Origin of the sequence: Blautia sp. HCP3S3_H10_2 (assembly GCF_052122375.1) — a bacterium.
Lineage (GTDB): Bacteria > Bacillota > Clostridia > Lachnospirales > Lachnospiraceae > Blautia_A.
Map to the genome: position 1 here is coordinate 163223 of NZ_JBQKCL010000006.1, position 26339 is coordinate 189561.

Below are 26339 nucleotides of genomic sequence, written 5' to 3' on the forward strand. Positions count from 1 at the left end.
AAGATTAAGTGGGTGCTAAATTATTTATAAATTAACGTCACCCAACCGCTCCCATCATTAATCTATTCCATACTCTTTAAGTAACTTATTACGAAACGCTTCGTCATCAAATGACCGTTTCAAATCCTCAATGCGATTATCTCTCAGTAAAAATTTCGTAAGTCTTTGTTCTCGTTCTGCACCAATCCGGATTCCTTTTGTAATTCCCTCTGTTCTTGCCTCTTCTTGTAGCCCTAGAATTCCTGCACAAACATCCACTTTTTCTTCCTCATCTTCCCGTTCGATTCTCATTCCTGTCATCTCCTCCATTACTCTGGTTGCTTTTATGTCCATACTTTTAAATGCTACGTTAGTTTCCACAAGTTCTTTCAGTTTCTTTGTATCTTTCGAGTATTTGATAAACTGCATTACTTCTCGAAAACTAGAAGTAAAATGTTCTATCTCCTCTTCACTCATTTCACCTGGCGCAATCAGATTAATTCTATAGTCTGGAACCAAAGATAATATCTTTTCGTCCTGAACAACTAACATCTCATGCAATGATCTGGGAGCAACCCAGTCGTCTGCTCCGAAATACACAACCACAGTTATAACTGGCAGCAACCTGTCCTCTCTGTAAAACCCAGAAAGAAATTCTGAAGAATCCGGCTTCTTCTCGTCAGAATTCTTTTTCCTCAATGCTCTCCTATGTGAAGACTCTGCTTTCTGTACCTGTGCAGCATATTCCAAGGAATCATATACCATGTTTTTCACAGGCATTGCATAATGAACTCTGGACTGATTCTCCACTCCCAACAGCAGATACACTGCATTTTCATCTTCCATAGCACTAAGAATCTTAAATACATCCCGGTACTTTTGATAAGGTACCGCTGTTCCATCTGCTCCATAGGGTATAATCACGTTCGCTGTATCCAGTTCTTTCAGTTTCTTAGGCTCAATAACCTTTTCTCCCTGGTAAATCATATGGTTGAACACATCTGCAAATACCTCTGTGTCCTCCATGTACTCTTTTGTGATGATATCCTTTCTTCCCATGGATTTCACCACCTTCTATGTTTTGTTTTTTCAGAAGAGCTTATGTATATCTGTTACTCTTATGATATCTATAAGATAACATATCTCACCGTCTTTTTAAAGGAAAAGATTTTCTAAAAGAATAAATATTATTTAATAAGTTTTACAAAAATTTAATTATTTCTGGAATCACATATCACAAGACCCCAGATGAGTAAAAAGAGAATCTCTAACACATGAATGTGCATCAGAGATTCTCTTTTTCGGACCGTTAATAACCGTTTAAGGCTTATAATTATCACATTCCTGAAACTGTTATTTGTCCTGTACGATGAAATAATATGGTACCGTTAACAATTTCTGATTATTCTTTGTAACGGTTATAAGCAATTGATAACTACCAGCCGCAGTGATTCCTCCAAGGCTAAATTCATTATCTCCCTGCATCACGCTTGCATCCAGGAAGTTACCACTATAGCCATTTACTCCTTTCTGCTGAATCGTTGCATGAACAGTACTATCTGAAGGAATATCCTTCATTGTTATGGTTAGCTTTAGTTTATCTGTTATTTTCAGGATTTTCTGTGTTCCTGCGATTTTCAACGAAGGAGTTGGCGTATCGGCAATTTTCAATGAAAGATCATTTATCACCGCTTCTGTTTCGTATTCTGCTGCCTGTGGCAGATCCGAAACCGTTTCAACTGCATCCCCTACGCAGAGTTTTACCTCTACAGGATACGTTTTTCCTCTTTGTGATGCCAGTTCAGACTCCAGTGACAGACTCACTATATCACTCTGTTCCCATCCAAGCGGGACTACAAATATATCGTTATTATTTTTCCTGTATGTATAGGTCTTATCGCTCTCTTTAATAATCAATTTTGCATCTGCCGGAAATTGTGTATCACTTGCAGCACTTACTTTTAATATCAGATTTTTACGATTCCATCTGCAGCCCCCATTATTGTTCGGTGCAGTTATCTGGAGATTTTCTGCTGTTCCCCTCAGTCCAAATATTCCTTTCGCCTCCATCTTTATCGCCACAGAAGCCTTGACTGAATCGGTTGATTCTGTGTCCTTATGCATATACGCCAAGGTTACGTTTAAAGAATCAGAAGATATTCCACTTGCTGCTTTTGAAAAATCAAAAACAAAGCGATACTCTTGATTTTTCCCATAATTATAAGAAAAGCTTCCAGCAACTCCCATTTTATTGAAATCAGATAACTGGATTGTTGTTCCTGACGGATGATTATTGTACCAATACGCACCATTTGTCTGCATAATGATCGTTGTTCCGCTTGGAAGTTCCTCACTTAATTCCAAAGATGGCTGCGATGAATATACGTCGCCAAGTTTCTGTATTGTATACATTACAGTAAATGCATCATCTCTGGCTGCATTGCATGTGTCGCTTCCCTGAAATGTTCCGAATTGCTGTCCAGCAGTACATTTTCCCTCAACACTAACTCCTACTGCTGCAGATTTTATCTGATATTTTACAATAACACTCGCTTATCCTTCTGCTTTAATACCTCTTCTGCATTTCGAAGACCATGAAAACCTACAAAAAGCTCCGGTCTTCTATCAAGTACTCTGTCAAGAACCGTTTCTGCAAAATAGGCTACCATCTGGGAATGCAGATAAGTAGTCAGATGACGGGTAACGACAAACCGGTACAGGCGTTCAATTTTTTCTTCCGGAGAGGGAATATAACGGTAAAATTCCGGCTCGAATCCAAGCACCCAGAGTCCGTTATTTAACGAATATGCAAAATTCCTGTCATGGGTATACTTGCGGATAAAAGACTCGATAATATCTGTATATTTCAGCAAAATCTGCTTCTGCTCTTGTGCGGAAAGCCCTGCCTTCGGCAGAAGAACAAGAATCTCTTCCGTATAGGTTGTATAAAAGGAAATAATATCGTCTTCTCTTGTTTTCAAAAGCGGGGCACGCTTATCCACATAGGAATCCAAAGTGGAAAGAGCCTCCCTTGGAGCAATCTTGTTATGATCCAGCAGGTATTCTATATGGGTAATCAAAAGATCCGAGGAGCATTCAAGCAGTTCCTTATCTTTCGCAGCTTCCCGCTTAAATTCCGCTTCGCTTCGCACTTCCATCCATTCTACCATTTGTGGCGTGGCACTGACATGGTTATTTCGATAGATATTGTAAGATTCTGTTTCAAACCGTGCGATAAAACGATCCAGAATAGCCACGCTTCTCTCCGACTCCGGCAGCTTCATATAAGCAAGAAAATCCGGACTGTTACGAAGTTCCTTTGCATCTAACCAATAGCTATAGGCTTCGTCCATGGTAATGGTAAGCAGACAGTTTTCAACCATCAGAACGTTTGCATATGCAACTGCCAGATCACGATAGATCAGATGGCGCTCTTTGGGATCAACCAGTTTCGCCAGTTCAAACAGTTTGCGATAACAATCCATGGAAGCATCTCCATAGCCCTGGTGAATAATCCTTGAAACTTCAAGATTCACAAATGCCAGACATAAATATAAAAAGATCAGATGTACATAATCTTTCTTTTCTTCATAATGTGGAAGAAGCAGACGAACCAGCTCCTGAAGCAGGAACATATCGCCGTAAGCGCTTACATACAAAGCTCTTGTATACTCAAGCAAAACATCATAATCCTCATCTGAAGGGCTTGTATCCAGTTCCCCTTTCATCCAGCTCAAAAGCTGCTTTTGCTCAAGCTGGTTTTTCTGGTAGAATTCCAGTGTCACTACAGAGCGCTCCTGAAAACGCTGCAGGCGTTCTTCCGGGGAGAGTGCACTGTGAAGTGCCTTCCCCATTTCTTCATACTTCTTTGAACGCTCACTGATATTTTTAAAAATAGAAACTGCCTCTTCGATGTTCATATAAAAGCCCCTCAATACTCTTTATCGTCTAGATTTTGTATTTCTTTTTAAATACTCTAGCACCTTAAATCAAGATATGCAACCTCTTCTGTTGAAATTTCCAGATTAAATGCCTCCACATTTTTTATCATTCTCTCATTTCTGGACATACTTGCAGCTGCAAAAGTATTAATCGGTTGGGCAAAAATCCAGCTCATTGCGATCTGTGGCACTGTCACATTATATTTTTCCGCCAACAGCTCACATCTTTTTAACCGCTCAAAATTATCCTCGCATGCATATCCTTTTACCGCAGGGGAATCCAGGAAATCCTGCACACGATCTTTATCTGTACTTTTCATTTTACCGGAAAAAAGTCCTCTTCCCAGAGAAGAATACGCGATCACAGGCATCTGGTTCTTCTCATACCAGGCTCTTGCTTCTTCATTCTCCGGACCGGATATGGTTACACAGCCGCCTCCCCAGGGATCCTGAGCCTGTCGTGCAAGGCCAAAGTTAGGGCTGGATACGGAAAAAGAAATCAGATTATGCTTGTATGCATATTCATTGGCTTCCTCAATCCGGGTATGCGTCCAGTTGGAACCTCCGAAAGCGCCAATTTTGCCCTCAGAATGCATGGCATTAAACACCTCTACTGGTACTGCCACATCCGTCTCCGGATCATCTCTGTGAAGCAGATAGATATCAATATAATCTGTCTTTAATTCTTTTAATGACTTCTCCAGGTCTTTTCGCATGGCTTTTTCATTTACTCTCTTGCGGCCGAATATATCTGGATGTGCGCACTTGCTTAAGATTACCACTTCATCTCTTTTTCCGCTTTTTTCCAGCCAGTTTCCAAGAGAGCGCTCCGCATGCATATAATTCCTGGCCGTATCAAACGCATTGATTCCATTGGCAAGTGCTGCTTCAAAAACTTCAGTTCCATCCTTACCATTCTGGATGAGTGGAAATGCAGTACCTGCAAAAATTCTTGATACTTTCTTGTTTACATAGGGAATGTCTGTGTAGAATGTATTTTTTTCCATAATTTATGTTCCTTACTTTTCAAATTTGTCAGAGCCTATTTACCAATCGTAAATTCCACTGCATGCTTCCGCTTCCAGATTGGAAATAAATTACGTTGGCACACGTAATTCTCCCGTTCTTTAATCGCAATCGCCTGAAAGAATGTTCTCCACATCTTAGTGTACGAATCTTCATAGTCTTCTGTTTTCCTAAGTGTTTCAAACTCGCTGTCAGTCAGATATCGTAAATAATTGCTTCCATCTTTCGGGTGTACACAGGCAGTCTTACGGTTATCGTCAATGATCATCCAGTATTCTGATGGCATGCGGTCTGCAAAGTGTCTCCCCACCAGCATGATCACATCGTTTTTGGGTTCCAGGTGACTGACATAAACCTGATTATCCATTGACTGAAACCTGGCAAATTCCCGAAAATGATGACTCTCATTGCTGACCCTGCGACGAAGCTCTAACATCCGCATTACATGTGGATTGGAATATTGTTCCAACACCGTCTTTCCTACCGCGAAGCCAACCCGCAGAAAATTATAAATAATCTGCAATGCATCCTCCTGGACAGCCAACGTGGCATAGTATACATCCAGATATGCTTCCTCTGAAATATCTCTGCGGATAGAACGGATCACCTTCTCAGCCTTCCCGCAGTCTCTATCCACATGAATATATTCATCAAACATCGTCTGCTGAAATACAGGTTCTTTTCTTAATTGTACCTGATCGTGTCCTATCCGTAAAGCTTCCGCCCATGCATCATAAATACAGGTCATAATATCCTCAAGCCTGTCCTGGCAAGTAAATATCTTCATTGCTTTTCTCTCCGACTATTCTTGTTCCCATATAAAACAGTAACGGTTCATGGCCAGCCTCCATAATGCGACCCATTTCGTCAGTGTGACGTATCCGCTTCATCCAATTCCAAAATCAGCCAGTGACATCTGCGTAAATGTCTCATTAACATGCCTGGCATTCCATATCTCCACATGATCAGCACTGGTCAGCTGACGTACAATATAAGCTTCTTCAATGGGTGTATGATACATCTGCTTCCCTCCACAGGTGATAAAATAATGCGCTCTTTTTAACACAACGCCCATTTTCTTCAGACTGATAAAATCCAGCTTGCCATGACGTCTGGCATAAGTGATGCGATCAGCGGATTTCGGTCCGATTCCAGGCACTCTCAGCAACATAGCGTAGCTTGCCTTCTCTACTTCTACCGGAAACTGCTCCAGATGTCTCAGTGCCCAGTCACATTTGGGATCTACCAGCTCATTGAAATTAGGTCTGTCTTCTGATAATAGTTCCCCCACCTGAAATCCATAAAAACGAAGCAGCCAGTCTGCCTGATACAGCCTGTGCTCCCGCAAAAGAGGTGCTGGTGTTCCAGGCTTCGGCAAAGCTGTATCTTCATTCAAAGGAATATATGCTGAATAAAAAACCCTTTTCAGATCAAAGCCCTGATATAGTTGCTGCGTCGTATTCAATAAGGTATAATCACTTTCGCCTGTAGCGCCAATGATCATCTGGGTACTCTGTCCTGCAGGCGCAAAACTGCGCTTCAATCTGGACATATCATGTGGAGCCAGCTGACAGGCATTATTCCAAGTCAGCAGACCATCCAGGTTTTCATTCTTTTTATTAAAATACAAATCCTGGCTTTTCTTATCTTCTGTTTGCATTACAGCCTTCGCATTATCCAGCTTTCTGGAAAATAATCGCTTTGATTCTTCTGAAAAAATACCGTTATTCAGATATTGATTTCCACGGCTTCTTTCCATATATGCTGATTTACCAATTGCCATGCGATGTGCTGCAATGGTATTCTGGACTTTCCCCATTGGATTCAGGATGGTACCCATTGTCTTATTCGGTGCAAGTGTCTTAAGCCCGGCCTCTGTAGGAAGCTCCAGATTAATACTGATTCGGTCTGCAAGGTAACCAGCTGCAGCAAGCAGCTCATCTGAAGCTCCAGGAATGGTCTTCACATGAATATATCCATTAAAATGATATCTGGTACGCAAAAGAAGCAATGTTTCACACATCTTCTCCATAGTATAAGTGGGGTTTTTCAAAACTCCGGAACTCAAGAAAAGACCTTCTATATAGTTCCGCTTATAAAATTCCACCGTCAGTTCGCAGATTTCTTCTGGTGTAAACGTAGCACGCTTCACATCATTACTGGCACGATTGATGCAGTATTTACAATCGTAAGCGCAATGATTCGTCATCAATATTTTTAACAAAGAAATACATCTGCCATCTGCTGCAAAACTGTGACAAATGCCACATGCCTCTGCATTGCCCAGTTCTCCTTTCTTTCCCCGGCGGCTTGATCCGCTTGAGGTACATGCAACATCATATTTCGCCGCATCTGCCAGAATCTGTAGTTTCTCCTGTGTGGTATATCTGTTGTCTATAATATCTCTGTTCATATTTTCATTATACAAACAAGTGTTCTGTTTTACAAGTCTTTTTTCGAACATTTGTTTGTATAATGATATGTATCCAGCATAACTTAAAAGCCAGCCTACAGAATTTCCCCCGTCTTATACCCAGTTCGTACTGCTTGAATTATTTTTATCCAGCCGGTAACTAGAATTGAATCTATCAACTTTACGGAATCCTGCTGTATCCATACATTCTCCAGCGATAGCTTTAACCTCAATTTTGCCTTTCAACGGCACACAGAATTGGAAAATATGTTCTCCTGTTTGTTCTGAAAACTTTTTTCCATTAACATACAAAGTGACTTTCTTCTGATTGGAGTAGATTTTTATTTTAATTTTCTTCTCTATCCGGTCAATAAAACGCTTAGAACAGATGTGAACAAATTTTTCATCACTCCACCACGCCTTATAAAGATAGAAGCTATCCTTTCGCGTCTTTCTGTCAAAGGTAACCAGACCCTTATGATTCATTCCCGGTTCGCCGCCCTGATCACGTGCATCGGATGCGAAATCATACATCGTCCAGACATGGGTCGCCCAAAGCCATTTATGACGTTCGAAGCAGCGCAGCATATACTCGTGATACTTTACCTGATACTCTTCTGTCTGGTCACCGCGATGAGGGTGTGTACTGTGAAGATTCGGCATTCCTTCAGCGCCGTATTCAGAGAACCCCAATACCCGTTCCGGATAAATCCAATGAAAAAGATTCAGCCATAAGTCATTCAGGAACAGCCCGGGAACATACCAGCCAAGATAAAGGTTCCAACTGACAATATCCGTGATGTGCGCCACAGGATTAAATGGACTGCACATGGCATAACAGGCCAGCGTAGTGAGACGCGTTGGGTCTATTTTATGACACAGATCGTTTAGCTCATGATGGTTTGCCAACATGCCTGCCTTATCTTTTGTTGAAATCGTAATTTCGTTAGAGATTCCCCAGCAGATAATACTGGGATGATTGTAATTCTGATAAAGAAGTTCTTTCATCTGAATGATGGTATTTTCGCAACCATTGGGCAGATGTTCAGAAATATAAGGGATTTCAGCCCAGACAACCATACCATATTTGTCGCAAAGATCATAGAAGTACTGATCATGCTGATAATGGGAAAGCCGGATCGTATTTGCCCCCATCTCCCGAATAAGTGCCATATCTTCGTCATGCATTTCATGGGTAATCGCATTTCCCAGCCCCTTACGGTCCTGGTGACGGGAAACTCCATGAAGTGGATAGGACTTCCCATTCAAAAAGAATCCCTTCTTAGAGTCTACCGAAAAAGTGCGAATACCAACCTTCGTCTGCACTTCATCTTCAATTTTCCCCTTATTTAGTAAACGGACAACACAGGTATAAAGATATGGATCCTTGACGCCATTCCAAAGATGCGGATTTTCGAGACGTAATGTGACATTCTCTCCCACTTTCTTTCCAACCTGCTCCCCGCTGACATCCAGCAATTCCACTTCAACGGTTCCTTCGCCTTCAATTGTTGTGGAAACAGACACTTCTGCTGTTCCATTTTTGACGCAAGGACTGATTTTTACCCCAGTATCGCCAAAATGTCCAAGAGCAATGTGATTCCTGCTGACGATCAAAAGAGTGACATCCCGGTAAATTCCACCGTAGAAGGTGAAATCTGCTTTCTGTGGGTAAACATGATCATTGGTACTGTTGTCTACTTTAACAATAAGCTGATTATCAGTTTCAAGAAAATCAGTAATTTGAATCCGGAATGTGGAATATCCACCATCATGGGTACAGATGGACTGACCATTCAGCCAGACGTCTGCGCTGGAATTGACACCATCAAATTGCAGCCACACCTGCTGGGTGGCTGCATCAAATTCCGGAACTGTAAATGTAGTGGCGTAGGTACAGGTTCCACGCCTGTAATTATTCCCGCCATTCTGACCGTCCTTGGCATTCCAGGTGTGCGGCAATGTCACAAAAGAGAGATTCCCTGTGGTATCTGTAAATTTCCATCAGGATGTTGCTAAAGATATTTTTGTTCTCATAATTTATAAAACCATTTCCTGATATTCAGCATAAACTTCACTTTTCCTTCAGATTAATATAATTACCTTTTATTATACTGAGAAATCCGTTTCCAGGCAATGTCGTATTTTGACGATCATGCTGATATGATAAATTTCTTCTGCCCTCCCTGTTATTCTTGGAAATTCAGATAGGACAAGACTGACGGAATATGATTTTCTGATTCAAAATAATATTCTCTGGATTTTTCTTATTTAATAATCCAAAAATTAATTGCCAGGATTTTTCACCAAGTTCCGCCTGATCTTGGTGAACTGTCGTTAAACTTGGAAAAATATTTTCGGATATTTCCAGATTATCCCAGCCAATAATTGCCATGTCTTCAGGAATCCGAATTCCAGCCTCTTTCAGTGCACGTATTGCACCGATGGCAGATAGATCGGAAGATGTAATCCACAGTTTAGGAAGCTGGGCAATATCACTTGTTTGAAGGATTTCTTTCATGTAAGCGTAACCATTGCGCAGATGATCTTTGGTCAGTCTTTCAGATAAAAAGATATGATCTTCTCTGTAAGGAATTCCATTCTCTTTCAAAGCTTCCTGAAAACTGTCAAAACGGGTAATCAGATTATTTAATATCAACGGTTCACTGAAGTACCCAATAGATGAATATCCTTTCTTTCTGGCATAAGCAATAATCTGAGACATAACTACATGATTATCAAAACAGATATATGAAATATTTTTGTGATTACTCATACAATCTGCATAAACAATGCGAATATTTTTTTCCAGAAGCTTATCTGCCTGAGAATCGTCTAAAAAGCCACAAAGAACCACAGCGGCTTCCGCATAATTACGAATCAGGATTTGTACATTCTGTTTTTCTTTTTCGGGAGAATATGAATTTTCTAATATCAGAACCGTATATCCGTTCTTGTACGCAAGCTGCGTAAATACACTTGCCGTTTTTGCAAAAAAATGGTTTGTCAGATCCGGGACAAAAAGGCCAATAATCCGACTTCTTTTGGAACGCATATATTGTGCCATAGGATTTGGTGAATATCCCATCTCTTTGATCACACGCCAAACTTCTTCTTTGGTCTTTTCAGAAATCGAAGCAGTTCCATTAATCACATGAGAAACTGTACCGATCGTTACGCCTGCTGCCGCCGCAACTTCTTTCATTGTAACTTTCTTCTTATCTGCCAATGTGCTCACCTACTCAAAATCAAAATGGTATCCGGCAGTTTCCCGGCACTGATCCAATATCCGTATAACTGCCAGAGAACTGTCTAATGGAACCATTTTACTCTCAGTAAGACCTTTTTTCAAGCAATCCATAACTTCCTGTGCTTCAAATTCATATCCATTTTTAATAAATGGTTCTTCAATTGATTCCAAAACATGATTATCAAAATCAAGAAGTTCTGCTTTCTGTGCTGAAAAAAGTATTCCTCCTGCATAGTAATCCTTCCTTTCGTCCCCAGCAGATAGAGGGAAACCATCTTTTCAGAACCAAGACCGCAGGAAAGATGGGCAAATCCACCATCCGGATATTCCAATACAATAGAATCCAGATAATCCACACCGCTTTCACCAATAACCGTATGATCAATCACGCGTGAAGGTTCATCCCCCAACATTGCACAGGCATAACTAACCGGATAAAATCCAAGATCCAAAAATGCACCTCCTGCAATTTCTTTTTTGTAAAGGCGGTGACCTTCACCGGCAGCCGTATAAAAACGAATATCTACAGCTTGAACCTTTCCCAAATTTCCCTGATCAACCCATTTTTTTATCTCGCGAAATACCGGCTGGCATTTTGTCCACATAGCTTCCATAAGAAATAACTTTTTTTGTCTTGCAAGGGAAATTACCATTTCTGCCTGTATGGCATTGACAGTCAGACATTTTTCGCAAATCACATGTTTTCCGGCATTCAGGCACTGCATAATATTGTCATAATGCTGGCTGATTGGTGTTGCAATATAGACTACATCAATTTCGGGATCCGCAAGAAATTCTTCATAAGAGCCATACGCTTTCTCAAATCCATATTTCTCGGCAAATACCTGTGCTTTTTGCGCATTTCGAGATGCAACCGCAAAAAGCCTTGCTTCCGGCAGTATTGACAATGCTGTGGAAAAGACTCCTGCCATACGTCCGCTGCCCATGATTCCCCATTTAAATTCTCTGTCCATGATTTTCTCCATATAAAACTCTGATTTTTTATAAACTCCAATTTCCCGTCAATCTTCAAGATTCAGCCAGAGCATTTCTTTTTCTGAAAGCCTCAGATTCATACCCTCCAGATTTTCCAGAAGATGCGTCGGACTGGAAGGACTGAATATTGGAAAACACAAGAAAGGCTGTGCCAGGATCCATGCAAGATTAATCTGACTAACGCTGGAATTTTTTTCTTTTGCAAGTATTTCTGCTCTGTGCAGCCGTTCTATATTTTCCTCGCATACATATTCCTCACAGGTCCATGATGGTAATACTTCCGTGATTTTTTCACCCATATCTGTTCTGTATTTTCCTGAAAAAAATCCTCTTGCGAAAGACGAGTATGCAAATACCGGAATCTTATTTTTTCTAAACCATTCCCTTGCTTCTGCATTATCTTTTCCTGATAAATGGACGCTGCCGCCCCATGGATCACGAACAACCTCCGCAAGCGAAAAAGCAGGACTGCCAAATGAAAAACCGCTTAGATTATGTGCATAGGCAAATTCATTTGCTGCGTCCATTCTTCTGTAATTCCAGTTGGAAGCTCCAAAAATTCGTATTTTTCCTGCTGCCTGAAACTCATTTAATACTTCAATAAAAACTTGTACATCCACTGTCGGATCATCTCTGTGAAGGCAATACATATCCACATAATCTGTTTTCAGGAAATGTAGTGACTGATTCAGTTCTTCCGTCAAAGATTCTTTTGAAAATCTGATTCCTGTCTGATCCGGATTGCAGCCTTTCGTCAGAATATTTACCTTATTGCGAATTCCACGTTTTTCGATCCATCTGCCAAGTCCTTCCTCGCTGCACCCGTAGCTTCTTGCCGTATCAAATGTAGTGATTCCCTTTTCTAACACCAGATCTAAAATTTCATCCGCATCTCCGCCCTCCATTAAAGGGCGAATCGCGGTACCGTAAATCATTTGTGATACCGGAACTGGTAGGTTAATAAATTGAAAGCTTTTCATTATCTGACTCCTCCTCACATTTTGAAAATTGTATAATTTGATAAACATATGGCAGCTCAAAATTAAAACGTTTTAATTGTAAACTTAGTATACGCTCGAAAAATAAAGTTTGTCAAGGAATTACATGTTTTTACCATTGATAAAAGATGCTTTCACAGTCGTTTCCATAAAAATAAGCAAAAAAAAAGAAACAGCTGCAGAAAAATTCCACAGCTGTTATTAAACCTTTTCATCTCTTATTGGGCAACACTCATGCTTTCATCAATCCATTTCTGCACGATATCAACACCAATTTTAACTGCTTTAGCAATCTTGTCAGCAGGTAAACCCATCTCCGCAAGGGCAATTGTTGTTTCTTTTGCTTTTTGCATTTCACCGCTTTCAATACCTTCACTGTAAATCTGTTCCATTTCACGGCACATGAATTCCACCCCTTTCTGTGTTTCCTTTAACTCGTGTACTCGATCAGCCAGGATCTTGCTGTGCATATCTCCTGCATTCTTACAATGCAGATCATGCATCAGACGTCCAAGTTCCGTATCATCCTGTTTCTTAGAATTTACATAGATGATATGAGCCTCATCCTTGAAATTCTCACTGACCTCTTCGATTTTTCTGTTTATATGATAAATTGGAAGTCCATATCCCAGTGCATCGTCCCTGGTAATAAAAATCACATAACCTTCCGGAAGCTCATCAAAATCCTGTCCCGGATTTAATGTATTCATATCCATCAGTCCACTGTGATATCTTGCCCGTTTTGGAGATGCCCCTTCATTGTCCTGCTGAATTTCTACGTCCATCTACTTTCCGTCAGAATCTCTTGCTACGCAATCCAGCACTGCAGAACGTCCCTGTAAATTCTTATAATCTTTCTGAAGAACCTGATCAATAATTCGCAGATCCTTTTTTCACATAATCACCTGCAAAACATATTCTGTGCATTCCCGCTTTTTAAATACATTTCGCATGAACACATCGCTCCAGGATTTTTGAATTTTATTCTTCTACTCTTCCTCAACGCCCAAGGACGGCCTTTTTCAAAACAGCGGCTGCAGAAGGTATGTCGTAACGCATGTGGATGAACTTTTTCAAATTCAACCGGTGTTCTATTTTCAAGCACAGCGGTGACTGACTCCTCATAGTTGATTGCATCTACTACTTTATTGATTTCTCCTGTTCTTCTTTTATAATCTAATTGACTTTATTTTAAAATTTTATTAAAATACTTTTGTCTCTATAATAATTATTTTTATCTCTAAATAACCAAAAAGGATTGATTCCATATGTTCCCACCCTTATCAGACGAAATACTTAATATACTCCACAAATTTCAAAATGTTACCTTTTATCCAATCCATATTTATAAGAATAACCAGCTTATCTATCCTGATTATCCGGATAGCTCCAACGCCAATATACAAGATCAGGATCCCTTTTACACGGACCCGGATCTTTACCTCAGGATGTCACAAAATACAGGTTATCTGCATGAACCAGACATTTCAAATATTTTTTATACAGTCGGTCGAAGAGATGAATATGTATGTGTGATAGGACCTCTTTGTCTCCAGACACTATTCTCTGACCAGATGTTTCAATACGCACGAAGTCATAGGATTAAACGGAAGATCGACTTTAAGATCCAGCATGGTTCTATTCAACAGGCTTTCGATGCTCTGACACTCATATTCTTCCTGCTGGGCGTTCCTGTGCCCGAATTTTCTTCCGAGACGCCCCCCGTATTTTATTTCACATCCGATCATTCCGAAAAAAACAGCGACAATTTCAAAGGTCAAAAAGAGTTTGCATTTCAGTCCTATACATTTTCTGCTTCCGAAAAGGATATTCCTCACACTCCTTACGAACTTGAAATGGAAATCATATCTGCCTTACAAACATCGGATGAAGAAAAATTTTATTCTTTGTGGAAAAAATCTGAAAATTATTCCGGCGGTAAGTTTGCCAATACTTCTTCAAAATATAAAGAATATGCTGCTGTTTCTCTTATCACGATTCTCACCCGAGCAGCAATCGCAGGAGGCGTTCCTCAAAATGACGCTTACTCTCTGAGTGATATTTTGATATATAAAGTTTCTTTATGCAGAAATGAACAGGAATATCTGCAAATATTTCAGGAGGCTCTTGAGAGTTTCTTTGCTCTGGCAAAGAAGAATAATGACAGGCAGGACCAGTCACTCCACATCCGCAACTGCAAAGCATACATTTCGCATCATCTCAATAATGAGCTGACACCGGAAATTCTGGCAGCTCATCTGGGAATTAGTAAAAATTATCTTCTGCGCCTCTTTCCAGAATATGAAAACATCACTCTCATGCAATATATATTGCGAGAGCGCGTCCATGCAGCAGCAAACATGCTGAAATATTCCGATTTTGAAATCATGAGGATTGCCTCCTACTTTCAGTTCCAGTCACAGAGCCATTTTGGCGTTGTATTCAAGAAATACATCGGTATGTCACCTGCCGCATACCGTAAAAAATACAAGCCTGTTGGATTTTAAATAACCTAACAGACTTGTTCATCCCACATATAAAGATCATATTTATCCTGATCTGTATACATGTCCTTTACATGAATCAACAGTAAAGTTTTTCCAGATCAGAAAGGAGAGCTTTTTTATTTTTTTCATCTACTACGTTTGACTGTTCCAGCATGGTCAAAATATTCTCAAACGGCATTGCCAGGTATTCGTCCCCCAGATACTCTGTCGCCATTATAATTCCCGGTGTCCGCTCACCTATATGTTTGCGTATCACAATATTATCCAGAAGACTGTCAAAAGGAGCTGCCAGCAACTGCTCTCTGCTCCGCCGGCGCGGTTCGCAGATAAACTCATAATTTCCTGCAGGATACTCTTCCGCTTTTTTTTCCATCTCCGGAAGGGAAACCGTTGCGGTACAGTCAAAAGGAATCTGTATTTTTACCCTGACCTTGTCCTGACCGATCCATTCCCAGGAGCAGGCATACCTGCCGCGGCACGAGTCATAAACTGCTTTTACATAGCGGAATTTTCCTGTGATGCATGGTGCAAAGTGGGCTTTATGCCATGCATCACCTCCGTTTTGAATTCCGCCAGCATCTTCATAGAGGAACTGAGCCACACTCCCATAACTGTAATGGTTGAGGCTATTCATTCCCGTTCCACTGACAGTTCCGTCCGGAAGAACGGAGTTCCACCGTTCCCAGACTGTTGTTGCGCCAAGGTTCACCGCATAGAGCCAGCCTGGAAATTCCTCATTAAACAGGATTTCATATGCCATTTCCTCCAATCCGTTCTCACAAAGTGTCTGGCAGAAAAAAGGAGCGCCAACAAAACCGCTTCTGATCTTATAGTCGTCTTTCTGCAGTCTTTTCCCCAGAAATTCAATAATCTTTCCTTTATCCCGGTATATTCCAAAGTGCAGGGCAATAATATATGCTGTCTGTGTATCCAGACACAGCCGTCCGGAGGGTGAGAAGTATTCATACAGAATGGCTTTCCTTACCTGTACGGCTTTCTCCAGGTATTTTTTGCTTTCCTCATGCTTCTCCAGGATTTCTGCAGCTTCGGCAGTCAGGTTCAAACTGTTGTAATAATAAACGCTTGCAATAAAGTTTTCCTCTGTTCCCCCTTTTAAGGACTGCTCATCTTTTCCGTCAAGCGCGAGCCAGTCTCCGAGTTGCATACCGAAGTCCCACAGATGATGAGGAGGATTCCGCTTATCATCCTCTTTCGTGACAAAGCCCACCCAGTCTTTCATCATATTATAGTGGCGGGAGAGCATATCCCGGTCCCCATATGTACGATACAGTGTCATCGGTATAATCGTCGCCGCATCACCCCAAACTGCGCTCACATTCATGCCTGACTGGAATTCCGGTATCGATACCGGAACTATCCCGCCAAGTCTCTTCTGGCTGTGGCGCAGATCTCGGAGAAACTTGTCATAGAACCGTTTTACATTCATATGGAAGCATGCGGTCGGCGCAAATACCTGAGCATCCCCGGTCCACCCGAGACGCTCATCACGCTGGGGACAATCTGTTGGCATATCCAGGAAATTTGACTTTAACCCCCAGACAGTATTTTCATACAAACGGTTGATCTTTTCATTGTCTGTTTCAAACCAGCCGGTTCGGTCAATATCTGAATAAAGTACACATGCGGTAAAGTCTTCCGGGTTCAGTTCTCCCTCCCAACCGGTCACTCTGACATAGCGGTATCCGTAAAATGTAAAATGAGGGCGGACTAGTTCCTTTTCTCCATTGGACACGTAAGTATATGCGGCCCGCGCGGTACGGTAATTCTCATTGTAGAAGTTCCCTTCCTGCAGGATTTCCCCGTAATCAAGACGAATCTTTGATCCTTTGGGCTGTGTATTATTAAACTGGACCCACCCGGCATGATTCTGTCCAAAATCAAGTATGATTTCGTCTGCCAGAGTATGGATCACTTTTTTTACTGAAAGCATTTCTTTGATCCGCACCGGAAGACTGAACCGGTCTTTCAGTTTTCTCTTATCCAGTCCAATGACCTGCACCGGAGATACATTATTTTCTGTGTTCTCCCACAGTGTACGGTCAATATCCTCCCCATCATAGATATTGCACATGGTGATATCACTGCCACGGTATTTCCAGTGTTCATCTGTTTTGATTAGTTCGCTGCTTCCATCGGCATATTTAATATGAAGCTCGGCAATCAGCGCCATCTGGTCTCCCCAGATTTTTTCTTTATCACAGACAAAACGTCCCATGTACCACCCTTCTCCGAGCAGAACCTCAATGCGGTTAGATGTTTTCAGAAAATCAGTCACAACATATGTCTGTACCTGTATTTCCTCCTGATAGTCACTCAGAAGCGGGGACAGATATTCATCCCCGATTTTCTGTCCATTAAGATAAGCTTCATACAGTCCCAGCCCGGATATATGGAGATATGCTTCTTTTATCTCTTTTTTGCATGGAAACTCACAGAACATACCGGAGAACCGTTATGCAGAACGACCACTACATTTTTCTGTACCTTTGTAATCTTCCGGATCAGTTCATTCTGGCATTCCGGCATCCCCATATGCGTCCTGTCATATCCCTCTGACTCAAAACTGTCAGGCAAACCGGCAAAAATCACGGCGATATCCGCTTCCTCTGCGCATTTTACAGCCTGCGAAGACAATTCCTCATCCGTTCTGTCTTCTGACAAACGGTATCCCTGTGCATAGGAAACTTCCACGAAAGATTTGACAGTCTCCAGTGCGCTGGTCAGTTTATAAGCATTCACTTCCGCGCTTCCGCCACCCTGGTATCTCGGGTTCTCGGCAAACTCGCCAATAAACGCGATCTTTTTTCCTTCCACTGGCAATGGAAGAACTCCGTCATTTTTTAACAGCACCATAGATTCCATCGCCACTTTTTCAGAAACCTTATGATCCGTCTCTTTGTCAAAGCTTCCTTCCCTTTCAGAATCCAGGAACTTAAATATGATCCGCAGAATTCTCTCAACCGCTCTGTCAAGCTTCTCTTCTTTCAGTGTTCCGTTTTTGACCGCATCGATCACTTCCTGATCCATCCACGGACCCTCTCCCGGCATCGCCAGATCCAGTCCTGCATCAAGAGCTTTCACGCGGTTGCCAACTGCGGACCAGTCAGACATTACATATCCTTCATATCCCCATTCATTCCGGAGAATATCCGTCAGAATCTGCTTGTTTTCAGTCATATATGTACCGTTTACCTTATTGTAGGAAGCCATCATACAGTCCGGATGAGCCTCTTTTACAATTCCCTCAAATACGTTCAGATATATTTCCCGAAGCGTACGCTCATCCACCTCGGAAGAACAGGTCTGACGGCGATACTCCTGATTATTCGCCGCAAAATGCTTCACTACAGCGCTTACGTCTTCCGACTGAACCCCCTGTACATATCCGGATGCCATACGCGCCGCAAGATAGGGATCCTCGGAAAAATATTCAAAATTTCTTCCACACAACGGCGATCGCTTGATATTTGCCGAAGGCCCGAGGATTGCAGCGACATTCTGGCTGCGGCATTCCGTTCCGATGCTGCTTCCCATTTTCTTCACCAGTTCCGGGTCAAAGGAACACGCAGTCAGGCACGCTGCCGGAAAACTTACTGCTTCCATACTGTTAAATCCCAACTGCCCGCTGTCTGTTGTCGGAATCCGCAGACCATTGGATCCGTCGCTTACTCTTACAGACGGGATTCCAAGACGTTCCACCTCTTTTGTATACCAGTAGTCTTTTCCGGATACCAGTCCTGCCTTTTCCTCCAGTGTCATCTGGCTGATCAGTTCCGTGATATTTCTTTCCATAACTGTTCCACCTCTGCTTTTATTTTCCTTTTACACTTCCGAGAAATTTAAGGCTGGGTTTGGGCTTGCGCTTCTGCGTTTTTCTGTCCACTTCCACCAGTCCGAATGCAGGCTTGAAACCTGCCATCCATTCAAAATTGTCCATAAAGCTCCAGTGGAAATATCCTTTCAGAGGGATACCTTCCTCCACGCATCTCCCAAGTCCGTTGAGCGCCTCTTGTATAAAATCAATCCTGCGCTCATCATTATCTGTTGCGATGCCATTCTCCGTAACAATAATTTCTCCCCTGAATTCCCCTGCCACTCTTCTCACGACATTTGCGATTGCCTGAGGGTAATATTCGTATCCCATCTGTGTGAGTTCGGCTCCCTCCGGAGCCGGGAGAGCGCCGGACGGTCCCATGATCTTTCTTGTATAGTTCTGAACTCCGATGAAATCATCGTTCTCAATCGCCGGAAGATAGTGACCAAAATCCTACTCCCATATCTCCGCCGCTTTCTCTTCTCCGCCATCTGCGGTCTGAAGATCAAACAGTGACAGAGAAAGACCGATCTTAAGCTCCGGTTTTACTGCTTTCATGGCATCGCGGGCTTTCTTATGCGCATTGATAATAATAGCGTCTCCCTGAGGAGTTCTGGGGAAAAGAAAGATATTCAGCTGTCCGGGCTCACAGCCAAATTTGCGGGCAGCCTCCATCATTGCCGCCATAAAATCAAAGCCATCCCCCTGGTCAGAAAGCCCGACCTGGACTTTTTCTTCTGAGACGCAGTCCGGGGTCTCTGCATTTTCCTGCATCATATGGGCGATCTGGATCCCCATGTTTGCCTCATTGATCGTACACACATATCCCATCAGATCTCCCAGTTCCTGTGCCATACGCTTGCAGTATTCTGCAAAAAGATCAGCCGTTTCGGGATTCTCCCATCCGCCCATGGAGATCAGCCATTTCGGGCTGGAAAAATGATGCATGGTCACTACAGGCGTGATGCCGTTTTCATGGCAGCACTTGAGCACATTTCTGTAATGTTCGATCTCCCGCTCGTCCCAGAGATCCCGTCCGGGCTGGATCCTCGCCCACTCTATGCTGAAACGGTAGGCATCCAGTCCGTTCTCCGCCATCATACGGATATCCTCTTCATATCGGTGATAGTGGTCCACCGCATCTTTTGATGGCTCTGCGAATATGGAATGTTCCATCTGTTCCAGCGCCCAAAAGTCACTGTTCCTGTTGTTTCCTTCCACCTGGTGGGCCGCTGTGGACGCCCCGATCATAATGTTATCTAAAGCACTCATTAAATTCTCCTTTATTCCTTTCTGTATTTCCCGTCAGTTTTTCGCTGCTCTTCTCGCTTCCAGTTCCTCACGGATCTTCGGAAGTTCATTATCAAGTTTATAGAAATGCAGCGCTATGATCGCGATCAGATAGAACACAGCGGGCACGATCGTATAAAGTCCTATGATAGAATTTACTGCCATTGTACTCTGGGCTGCCGCTTCACTTACATAGCCGCCCATGGACATTTCAAATCCCACGATCCATACTCCGATCCCTGTGCCTACCTTGCTGCAGAAACCTGAAATACAGCTGTAAATTCCTTCTCCCCTTTTATGGGATTTCCATTCGCCGTAGTCCATGCATTCTATGATCATATTAACCGCAAGGACAAAGATGGGCATATAACCGATGGTTCCCAAAATGTTTCCGAATGCCAGAAGCGGAATATTGTCCAAGGAGATGAGGGGAAGAAGCTTTCCGAGCACACCCAGAATAAGAGCAGCCATGCATAACCTTTTTTTCCTACCTTATTCGCCAGTGCGGGATAAATCACTACCGTCAAAGGAGCGATTGCGCTGATTGCATTTACAACGGACTGCTGGGAAAGGCTGCCTACAACCTCTTCAAAATAGAACGGATTAATTGATACCATATTTGATGTAATATTTACTGCCAACAGAGCCAGAGCTAAAATCAGTATATATTTATTCTGCGCCAGAAGATGGACTCCTTCTTTGAAATTGATCTTTGTCTGTACGCCCGCTTCCTCCAAAGTGTCATTTTCTTTAATAATAAAGAAGCGGATCGAGCTGATGATGGCGGATGGCACTCCTATCGCAATAGCAAAAGTTCTCCATGCTTCTGCGTCTGTGCCGATACGCTCCAGATAAACGGGAATAAATACTCCGGCTATGACAGCACCGATGATTCCCAAAAACATGGCAAATATATTTACAGAAACCTGCTGTTTCGGATCTTCTACCGTACGGAAAAGATATACCGCACCGGCGCATGAGTAAAGAGTCTGAAAAACAGAGTAAATCAGCGAATACATTACAAACAGGCAGGCTGCCATGGCCACTGTGCCCATTTTGGGGATACAAAACAGAAGTACCGCTGCCAGGCAGAATCCCACATATGCCCAGTCATATGGCCTTGCCTTTCCCCATCTTGTATGTGTATGATCGATCAGAAAACCGCCGAGAATGTCTGTGACACCATCAAATATCTTAGATGTCAAAAGAATATTTCCGACCAGCAGTGATGACATCCCCAAAACATTTATCGCAAAATAACTAACATATCCCAATAATGCTATAACCATCAGACCACCTATCGTAGGTAATGAATATACCAAATAAAACAGTGCGCTGCATTTTCCATCCTTTGTCCTCATTTTTATTCCTCCTCATCCTGATTCAAAACATTCAAAAACTGCTGAAGCTGCTCTGCTCCCTGTTCCGCCGCAACAAACAGTGACCTCATCGGCATATCCATGACCATAGACCGGATCAGTTCCTGGCCGATTGCCACATTTCCTCCATCTTCCGGCGTTATTTTCTTCATCTCTTCCGCCATTCCACCGAACATCTCCATAAGGATCTTCGCTTTTTTCGGATTGCTCACGACCTCTCCGAAGGTGGACTCCGGCGTATAGATCACTTTCTCTTTCACTGCAGGTTCAACATAGATTCCCGCTGTCTCCCGGATATCTCTGCTTGACGCTCCGATCAGAATACCATAAATGCCCTCTGATACACGCCAGTCTGATTTATCTGCAGCCCAGTAAGCAAATGCTCTTTTATCCAGAGCGAACCGTACGGTCTTCTGCTCTCCCGGTTCTAGGCTTACTTTCTCGAATCCTTTCAGTTCTTTTGCCGGTCGGATCACATCGCAGTCTGCAGGAGACACATAGAGCTGAACGATTTCTTTTCCTGCTGTCTTTCCAGTATTTTTAATATCTACAGCGACATTCAGCGTCTCCTCGTCCGTCATCCGTTCCCTGTCAAGCTTCAGATTGCTGTATTTAAATGCAGTGTAAGACAATCCATGTCCAAATGGGAACAGGACTTCCATTTCCTTGCTGTCATAGTACCGGTATCCGACAAAAACCTCTTCCTGATAATGTACTTTCCCTTTCTTAACATGGTAACTGAGATAGGACGGATTGTCCTGCAATCTAATCGGGAAGGATTCCGCTAGCTTGCCGCTTGGATTCACTTTCCCGAATAGAATATCTCTCTGGACTTCCCCCACAGCCTCTCCGCCAAGATAGGACTCCAGCACTGCACTCACCTTACTGATCCAGGGCATTTCAACCGGGGAACCATTGTGGAGCACCACAACCACATTCTTCTGTACCTTACAGACCTCTTCGATCAGATAATCCTGGTTCGGGGGCATCTTCATGTGCTTCCTGTCATACCCCTCTGATTCATAAGCATCCGGCAGGCCAGCGAAGATAACCGCCACATCCGCTGCCTCTGCCGCTTTTCGCGCTTCTGTGAGAAGTGTCTCGTCTGTTTCATCCAAAGCATCGTCAAATCCCTGCACATATGTAATATTCTTATATTCTTTCACAGTATCAAGTACAGAGCTTACTTTGTAACTGTTGATGTGGGAACTTCCTCCTCCTTGATATCTCGGTCTCTCAGCATACTTTCCGATGAAAGCGATTTTCTGTGTTTCACTGAGTGGGAGCACTCCGTCATTTTTCAGCAGAACCATACATTCTTCTGCGATTTTCCGTGCGATTTCATGCTCTCTGTCACGATCCATAACGGCACTTGCATCTCTGTTCTCCTGCCAGCGGAATACAATATCCAGAATCCTTTCACATGTATGATTCACATCTGCCTCGTCCAGTGTCCCGTTCTGAACAGCTTCTATAATATAACTGTCTGTAATTCCCCCGGTCGACGGCATTTCCAGATCCAGCCCTGCCTTCAGATCTGAAACCCGGTTGTTCGTCGCTCCCCAGTCGCTCACAACAAATCCATCAAATCCCCATTCAGTGCGAAGGATCTCTGTCAGCGCTTCTCTGTTCTCTGCAGCATAGGTTCCATTGATCCGGTTGTAAGAACACATAATAGACCATGGCTTCGCCTCTTTTACTGTTTCTTCAAAGGATGCCAGATAGATTTCTCTTGCAGTCCTCTCATCAAGCTCTGAAGAGGCTGTCTGACGTTTTTCTTCCATGTTGTTTGCATAAAAATGTTTCGGGCAGGCCCCTACATGTTTGCTCTGAAGCCCTTTGATATAAGCTGACGCCATCTGGGAACTCACATATGGATCTTCCGAATAGTATTCAAAGTTACGTCCACAGAGCGGAGACCGCTTAATGTTCATCGCCGGTCCGAGAAGCACTCCGATATTTTCCGCCTGACATTCTTCTCCCAGAGTTTCTCCCAGTTTCCTGACCAGTTTACGGTTAAACGATGACGCAGTGGAAACTCCTGCTGGGAAGCATACTGTTTTGATACTCTCATTGAGTCCCAGATGGTCTGCTTCCCCTTCCTGTTTTCGGAGCCCGTAAGGTCCGTCCGACATCATGACTGCCGGAATTCCAAGCCGCTCTACAGCCTTTGTGTGCCAGAAATCCACGCCGGAACACATGCCTGCTTTCTCTTCCAGTGTCATCTCGGAAACCAGTTTTTTAATTTCTTTCTTCTCCATTTTATTGCACTCCTATGTATTTACTTGCTGATTATATTCTAGTGTTTTCTGGTTTTTATTTTGTTCTGAAAATATATATATTGTTATCAAAACACACCAAAATACATTTTCTGTCCGGGTTCCGACTTGATAATCAGGATCCGTCCATGCATGAAAACGGCCGACTGATTCTTGTTCGAACCAATCGGCTGTGTAAAACATTTGTCATGATTTCTTACGAAGATTTGTATGATAATTTTTACGAAAATGAAAAGTTGCATTATAAATCGCTTTATAGTTAGCTACCGAAATCGCCACATTTTTCTTAAAAATCATGCGAAGTTTGCGTTAAGAAGTTCGTACGCAGGTTTTACGAAAACCATGACGAACATTTTACGAAAATCCGCCCCAAAAGTTACATGAATTTATAATGCAATATATGAAGTGTTGTATATAAGAAAAACCCTTGAAAACACTGGATTTTCAAGGGTTTTAAGACTCTTTTTAAAGTTCTGCAAAAACCAGATTACATTCCCATCTGTTTTGCAACTTCCTCAGCAAAGTTCTCTTCTTTCTTCTCGATTCCATCTCCGGTCTCGTAACGAACGAATCCTTTGATTGTAATCTTAGCACCATTCTCTTTAGCAACCTGTGCTACATAGTTTCCAACGGACTGTTTTCCGTCTTCTGCTTTAACGTAAACCTGGTCAAGAAGGCAGATCTCTTTGAGCTCTTTCTTGATACGTCCCTGGATCATTCCCTGGATAACTTTCTCAGGTTTCTGGGATTCCTTAGGATCGTTCTGGATCTGAGCCATAAGGATTTCTTTCTCATGCTCGATATACTCAGCACTTACTTCGCTGTCGCTTGTGTAAAGAGGTTTCAGAGCTGCAACCTGCATTGCAACGTTCTTAGCCATCTCTTTAACAGCATCGTTTACAACATCTGTCTCAACGTCTACAAGAACACCGATCTTTCCACCCATATGTGTGTAGGAAGCAACGAAACCATTCTCCTCTTTCATCTGAGCGAATCTACGGATGTTCATGTTCTCACCGATAACTGCGATCTGAGCTGCAAGAGCCTCTTTAACAGTCTTAGTGGTATCAAGTGTCCATGCCTCTGCAAGGAATGCATCGATATCAGTTGCTGTAGTTGTCAGAGCCTGAGCTGCAACATCTGCAACATACTGCTGGAATTTCTCGTTCTTAGCAACGAAGTCTGTCTCGGAGTTAACCTCAACTACAACTGCGCTCTTAGCGTCGTCAGCAACAAGTGTCTTGCAAAGACCCTCTGCTGCAACACGGTTAGCTTTCTTCTGAGCGGTAGCAAGACCTTTCTCACGAAGGAACTCTACTGCTTTATCCATATCGCCTTCTGTAGCTGTAAGAGCTTTCTTACAGTCCATCATACCAGCGCCGGTCATTTCTCTTAACTCTTTTACCTGTGCTGCTGTAATAGCCATTTTCATTTCCTCCTGATCAATAGTGTGTTGTAAAGGTCTGTCCGACAGCTATGAATCTGCATACACATACAGGTACCGCAGCTTCACATCTGCCGGCCAGAATTTCTTAAATTATTCCTCTGTAGCGAACTCTTCAGACTCAGCCTGGATTTCTCCCTCAGCATCTGTCTGTCCCTGGTTTGCTTCGATAACTGCGTCAGCCATCTTGGAAACGATAAGTTTTACAGCACGGATAGCGTCATCGTTACCCGGGATTACGTAATCCAGTTCTTCTGGGTCACAGTTAGTATCGCAGATTCCGATAAGCGGGATTCCCAGTGTATGAGCTTCCTGTACGCAGATCTTTTCTTTCTTAGGATCTACTACGAAGATAGCATCTGGAAGTCTCTTCATCTCTTTGATACCGCCAAGGTTCTTCTGAAGTTTGTCTAACTCTTTTCTTAAAGCGATAACTTCTTTCTTAGGCAGAACATCGAATGTTCCATCAGCTTCCATGGTCTCGATCTCTTTCAGTTTCGCAATACGGCTCTGGATAGTCTTGAAGTTGGTAAGCATACCACCTAACCATCTCTCGTTTACATAGAACTGTCCGCAACGCTCTGCTTCTGTCTTGATAGCATCCTGAGCCTGTTTCTTAGTTCCAACGAAAAGGATGTTTCCGCCGTTAGCTACGATATCAGCGATTGCATTGTAAGCATCGTCAACCATTCCTACAGACTGCTGTAAGTCGATGATGTAGATACCATTTCTCTCTGTGTAGATGTATGGAGCCATTTTAGGGTTCCATCTTCTTGTCTGATGTCCGAAATGAACACCTGCCTCTAAAAGCTGTTTCATTGAAATAACGCTCATGTTTTTTTCTCCTTTTGGTTAAATTCTTCCGCACAGATCCTCTTCCTCTCGGACCCAACCTCACACCGTCAGGCACCATCCCTGGGAATCTCCATGCGTGTTTGATGGTTTACAACTTTTGCATTATAACATGACAAAACCCTCTGTGTAAAGAGGGTTTTTGTAAAT

Annotated in this window: 18 protein-coding genes and 2 pseudogenes; 1 reads left to right on the forward strand and 19 read right to left on the reverse strand. The window is 42.7% G+C overall.

All coding sequences use genetic code 11. The features are described 5' to 3' along the window. Positions 1 to 57: 57 nt before the first annotated feature. From ACTQWB_RS08610 to ACTQWB_RS08660, 11 genes and pseudogenes are all read right to left on the reverse strand, one after another. Positions 58 to 1038 carry an Rpn family recombination-promoting nuclease/putative transposase gene (locus tag ACTQWB_RS08610; protein ID WP_441501429.1) on the reverse strand — a complete coding sequence of 327 codons (981 nt, stop codon included), beginning with the start codon at positions 1036 to 1038 and terminating at the stop codon, positions 58 to 60. 294 nt (positions 1039 to 1332) lie between these two features. After that, complete coding sequence (locus ACTQWB_RS08615; protein ID WP_441501428.1) at positions 1333 to 2391, reverse strand: hypothetical protein; 1059 nt, start codon at positions 2389 to 2391, stop codon at positions 1333 to 1335. 125 nt (positions 2392 to 2516) lie between these two features. Next, positions 2517 to 3899, reverse strand: coding sequence for a hypothetical protein (locus tag ACTQWB_RS08620; protein ID WP_441501427.1), 1383 nt, complete (start codon positions 3897 to 3899; stop codon positions 2517 to 2519). Positions 3900 to 3955: 56 nt separating this feature from the next. After that, complete coding sequence (locus tag ACTQWB_RS08625; protein WP_441501426.1) at positions 3956 to 4927, reverse strand: aldo/keto reductase; 972 nt, start codon at positions 4925 to 4927, stop codon at positions 3956 to 3958. A 35-nt stretch (positions 4928 to 4962) separates the two neighbouring features. Beyond that, on the reverse strand, positions 4963 to 5733 hold the full coding sequence (locus ACTQWB_RS08630) for a TIGR03915 family putative DNA repair protein (protein ID WP_441501425.1): 771 nt from the start codon (positions 5731 to 5733) through the stop codon (positions 4963 to 4965). Positions 5734 to 5832: 99 nt separating this feature from the next. After that, positions 5833 to 7359: a putative DNA modification/repair radical SAM protein gene (locus ACTQWB_RS08635; protein ID WP_441501552.1), complete on the reverse strand. Its 1527-nt coding sequence runs from the start codon at positions 7357 to 7359 to the stop codon at positions 5833 to 5835. Positions 7360 to 7473: 114 nt separating this feature from the next. After that, a complete protein-coding gene (locus ACTQWB_RS08640; protein ID WP_441501424.1) occupies positions 7474 to 9327 on the reverse strand; it encodes a glycoside hydrolase family 2 protein in 1854 nt (617 codons plus the stop codon). A gap of 235 nt (positions 9328 to 9562) precedes the next feature. Beyond that, entirely contained in the window at positions 9563 to 10588 is a 1026-nt protein-coding gene (locus tag ACTQWB_RS08645) for a LacI family DNA-binding transcriptional regulator (protein WP_441501423.1), read from the reverse strand. Positions 10589 to 10707: 119 nt separating this feature from the next. Then, entirely contained in the window at positions 10708 to 11583 is an 876-nt protein-coding gene (locus ACTQWB_RS08650; protein ID WP_441501422.1) for a Gfo/Idh/MocA family protein, read from the reverse strand. Between the two features lie 48 nt (positions 11584 to 11631). Beyond that, complete coding sequence (locus ACTQWB_RS08655) at positions 11632 to 12585, reverse strand: aldo/keto reductase (protein ID WP_441501421.1); 954 nt, start codon at positions 12583 to 12585, stop codon at positions 11632 to 11634. A 236-nt stretch (positions 12586 to 12821) separates the two neighbouring features. Next, positions 12822 to 13556: pseudogene (locus ACTQWB_RS08660) on the reverse strand (PD-(D/E)XK nuclease family transposase). 954 nt (positions 13557 to 14510) lie between these two features. On the opposite strand from ACTQWB_RS08660, the gene ACTQWB_RS08665 reads away from it, so the two are divergent. Next, a complete protein-coding gene (locus ACTQWB_RS08665; RefSeq protein WP_441501420.1) occupies positions 14511 to 15110 on the forward strand; it encodes a helix-turn-helix transcriptional regulator in 600 nt (199 codons plus the stop codon). Positions 15111 to 15186: 76 nt separating this feature from the next. Here the strand turns inward: ACTQWB_RS08665 and ACTQWB_RS08670 are convergent, their stop codons facing one another. From ACTQWB_RS08670 to rpsB, 8 genes and pseudogenes are all read right to left on the reverse strand, one after another. Beyond that, positions 15187 to 17571 carry a family 78 glycoside hydrolase catalytic domain gene (locus ACTQWB_RS08670; RefSeq protein ID WP_441501419.1) on the reverse strand — a complete coding sequence of 795 codons (2385 nt, stop codon included), beginning with the start codon at positions 17569 to 17571 and terminating at the stop codon, positions 15187 to 15189. Next, complete coding sequence (locus ACTQWB_RS08675) at positions 17538 to 18923, reverse strand: glycoside hydrolase family 3 protein (RefSeq protein ID WP_441501418.1); 1386 nt, start codon at positions 18921 to 18923, stop codon at positions 17538 to 17540. Before ACTQWB_RS08675 ends, ACTQWB_RS08670 begins: the two co-directional genes overlap by 34 nt. A gap of 19 nt (positions 18924 to 18942) precedes the next feature. Continuing rightward, the gene (locus ACTQWB_RS08680; protein ID WP_441501417.1) at positions 18943 to 19326 is read right to left on the reverse strand and encodes a family 1 glycosylhydrolase; all 384 of its coding nucleotides are present in this window, start codon (positions 19324 to 19326) and stop codon (positions 18943 to 18945) included. Positions 19327 to 19398: 72 nt separating this feature from the next. Next, entirely contained in the window at positions 19399 to 20217 is an 819-nt protein-coding gene (locus ACTQWB_RS08685) for a family 1 glycosylhydrolase (protein WP_441501416.1), read from the reverse strand. A 33-nt stretch (positions 20218 to 20250) separates the two neighbouring features. Next, positions 20251 to 21596, reverse strand: a pseudogene (locus tag ACTQWB_RS08690) (MFS transporter). Positions 21597 to 21598: 2 nt separating this feature from the next. Beyond that, a complete protein-coding gene (locus ACTQWB_RS08695) occupies positions 21599 to 23875 on the reverse strand; it encodes a glycoside hydrolase family 3 C-terminal domain-containing protein (protein WP_441501415.1) in 2277 nt (758 codons plus the stop codon). A 505-nt stretch (positions 23876 to 24380) separates the two neighbouring features. Then, entirely contained in the window at positions 24381 to 25319 is a 939-nt protein-coding gene (gene tsf / locus ACTQWB_RS08700) for a translation elongation factor Ts (RefSeq protein WP_441501414.1), read from the reverse strand. Positions 25320 to 25430: 111 nt separating this feature from the next. Next, entirely contained in the window at positions 25431 to 26171 is a 741-nt protein-coding gene (gene rpsB, locus ACTQWB_RS08705; protein WP_226822439.1) for a 30S ribosomal protein S2, read from the reverse strand. Positions 26172 to 26339 lie beyond the last annotated feature (168 nt).

Excerpts from the sequence above, each read along its gene's own strand:
- ACTQWB_RS08610 (WP_441501429.1), bottom strand. The coding sequence starts at position 1,038 with ATGGGAAGAAAGGATATCATCACAAAAGAGTACATGGAGGACACAGAG.
- ACTQWB_RS08615 (WP_441501428.1), bottom strand. The coding sequence starts at position 2,391 with ATGTATACAATACAGAAACTTGGCGACGTATATTCATCGCAGCCATCT.
- ACTQWB_RS08620 (WP_441501427.1), bottom strand. The coding sequence starts at position 3,899 with ATGAACATCGAAGAGGCAGTTTCTATTTTTAAAAATATCAGTGAGCGT.
- ACTQWB_RS08625 (WP_441501426.1), bottom strand. The coding sequence starts at position 4,927 with ATGGAAAAAAATACATTCTACACAGACATTCCCTATGTAAACAAGAAA.
- ACTQWB_RS08630 (WP_441501425.1), bottom strand. The coding sequence starts at position 5,733 with ATGAAGATATTTACTTGCCAGGACAGGCTTGAGGATATTATGACCTGT.
- ACTQWB_RS08635 (WP_441501552.1), bottom strand. The coding sequence starts at position 7,359 with ATGAACAGAGATATTATAGACAACAGATATACCACACAGGAGAAACTA.
- ACTQWB_RS08650 (WP_441501422.1), bottom strand. The coding sequence starts at position 11,583 with ATGGACAGAGAATTTAAATGGGGAATCATGGGCAGCGGACGTATGGCA.
- ACTQWB_RS08655 (WP_441501421.1), bottom strand. The coding sequence starts at position 12,585 with ATGAAAAGCTTTCAATTTATTAACCTACCAGTTCCGGTATCACAAATG.
- ACTQWB_RS08670 (WP_441501419.1), bottom strand. The coding sequence starts at position 17,571 with ATGTTCTGTGAGTTTCCATGCAAAAAAGAGATAAAAGAAGCATATCTC.
- ACTQWB_RS08675 (WP_441501418.1), bottom strand. The coding sequence starts at position 18,923 with ATGGAAAGAAATATCACGGAACTGATCAGCCAGATGACACTGGAGGAA.
- ACTQWB_RS08680 (WP_441501417.1), bottom strand. The coding sequence starts at position 19,326 with ATGGGACCGTCCGGCGCTCTCCCGGCTCCGGAGGGAGCCGAACTCACA.
- ACTQWB_RS08685 (WP_441501416.1), bottom strand. The coding sequence starts at position 20,217 with ATGAGTGCTTTAGATAACATTATGATCGGGGCGTCCACAGCGGCCCAC.
- ACTQWB_RS08695 (WP_441501415.1), bottom strand. The coding sequence starts at position 23,875 with ATGGAGAAGAAAGAAATTAAAAAACTGGTTTCCGAGATGACACTGGAA.
- tsf (WP_441501414.1), bottom strand. The coding sequence starts at position 25,319 with ATGGCTATTACAGCAGCACAGGTAAAAGAGTTAAGAGAAATGACCGGC.
- rpsB (WP_226822439.1), bottom strand. The coding sequence starts at position 26,171 with ATGAGCGTTATTTCAATGAAACAGCTTTTAGAGGCAGGTGTTCATTTC.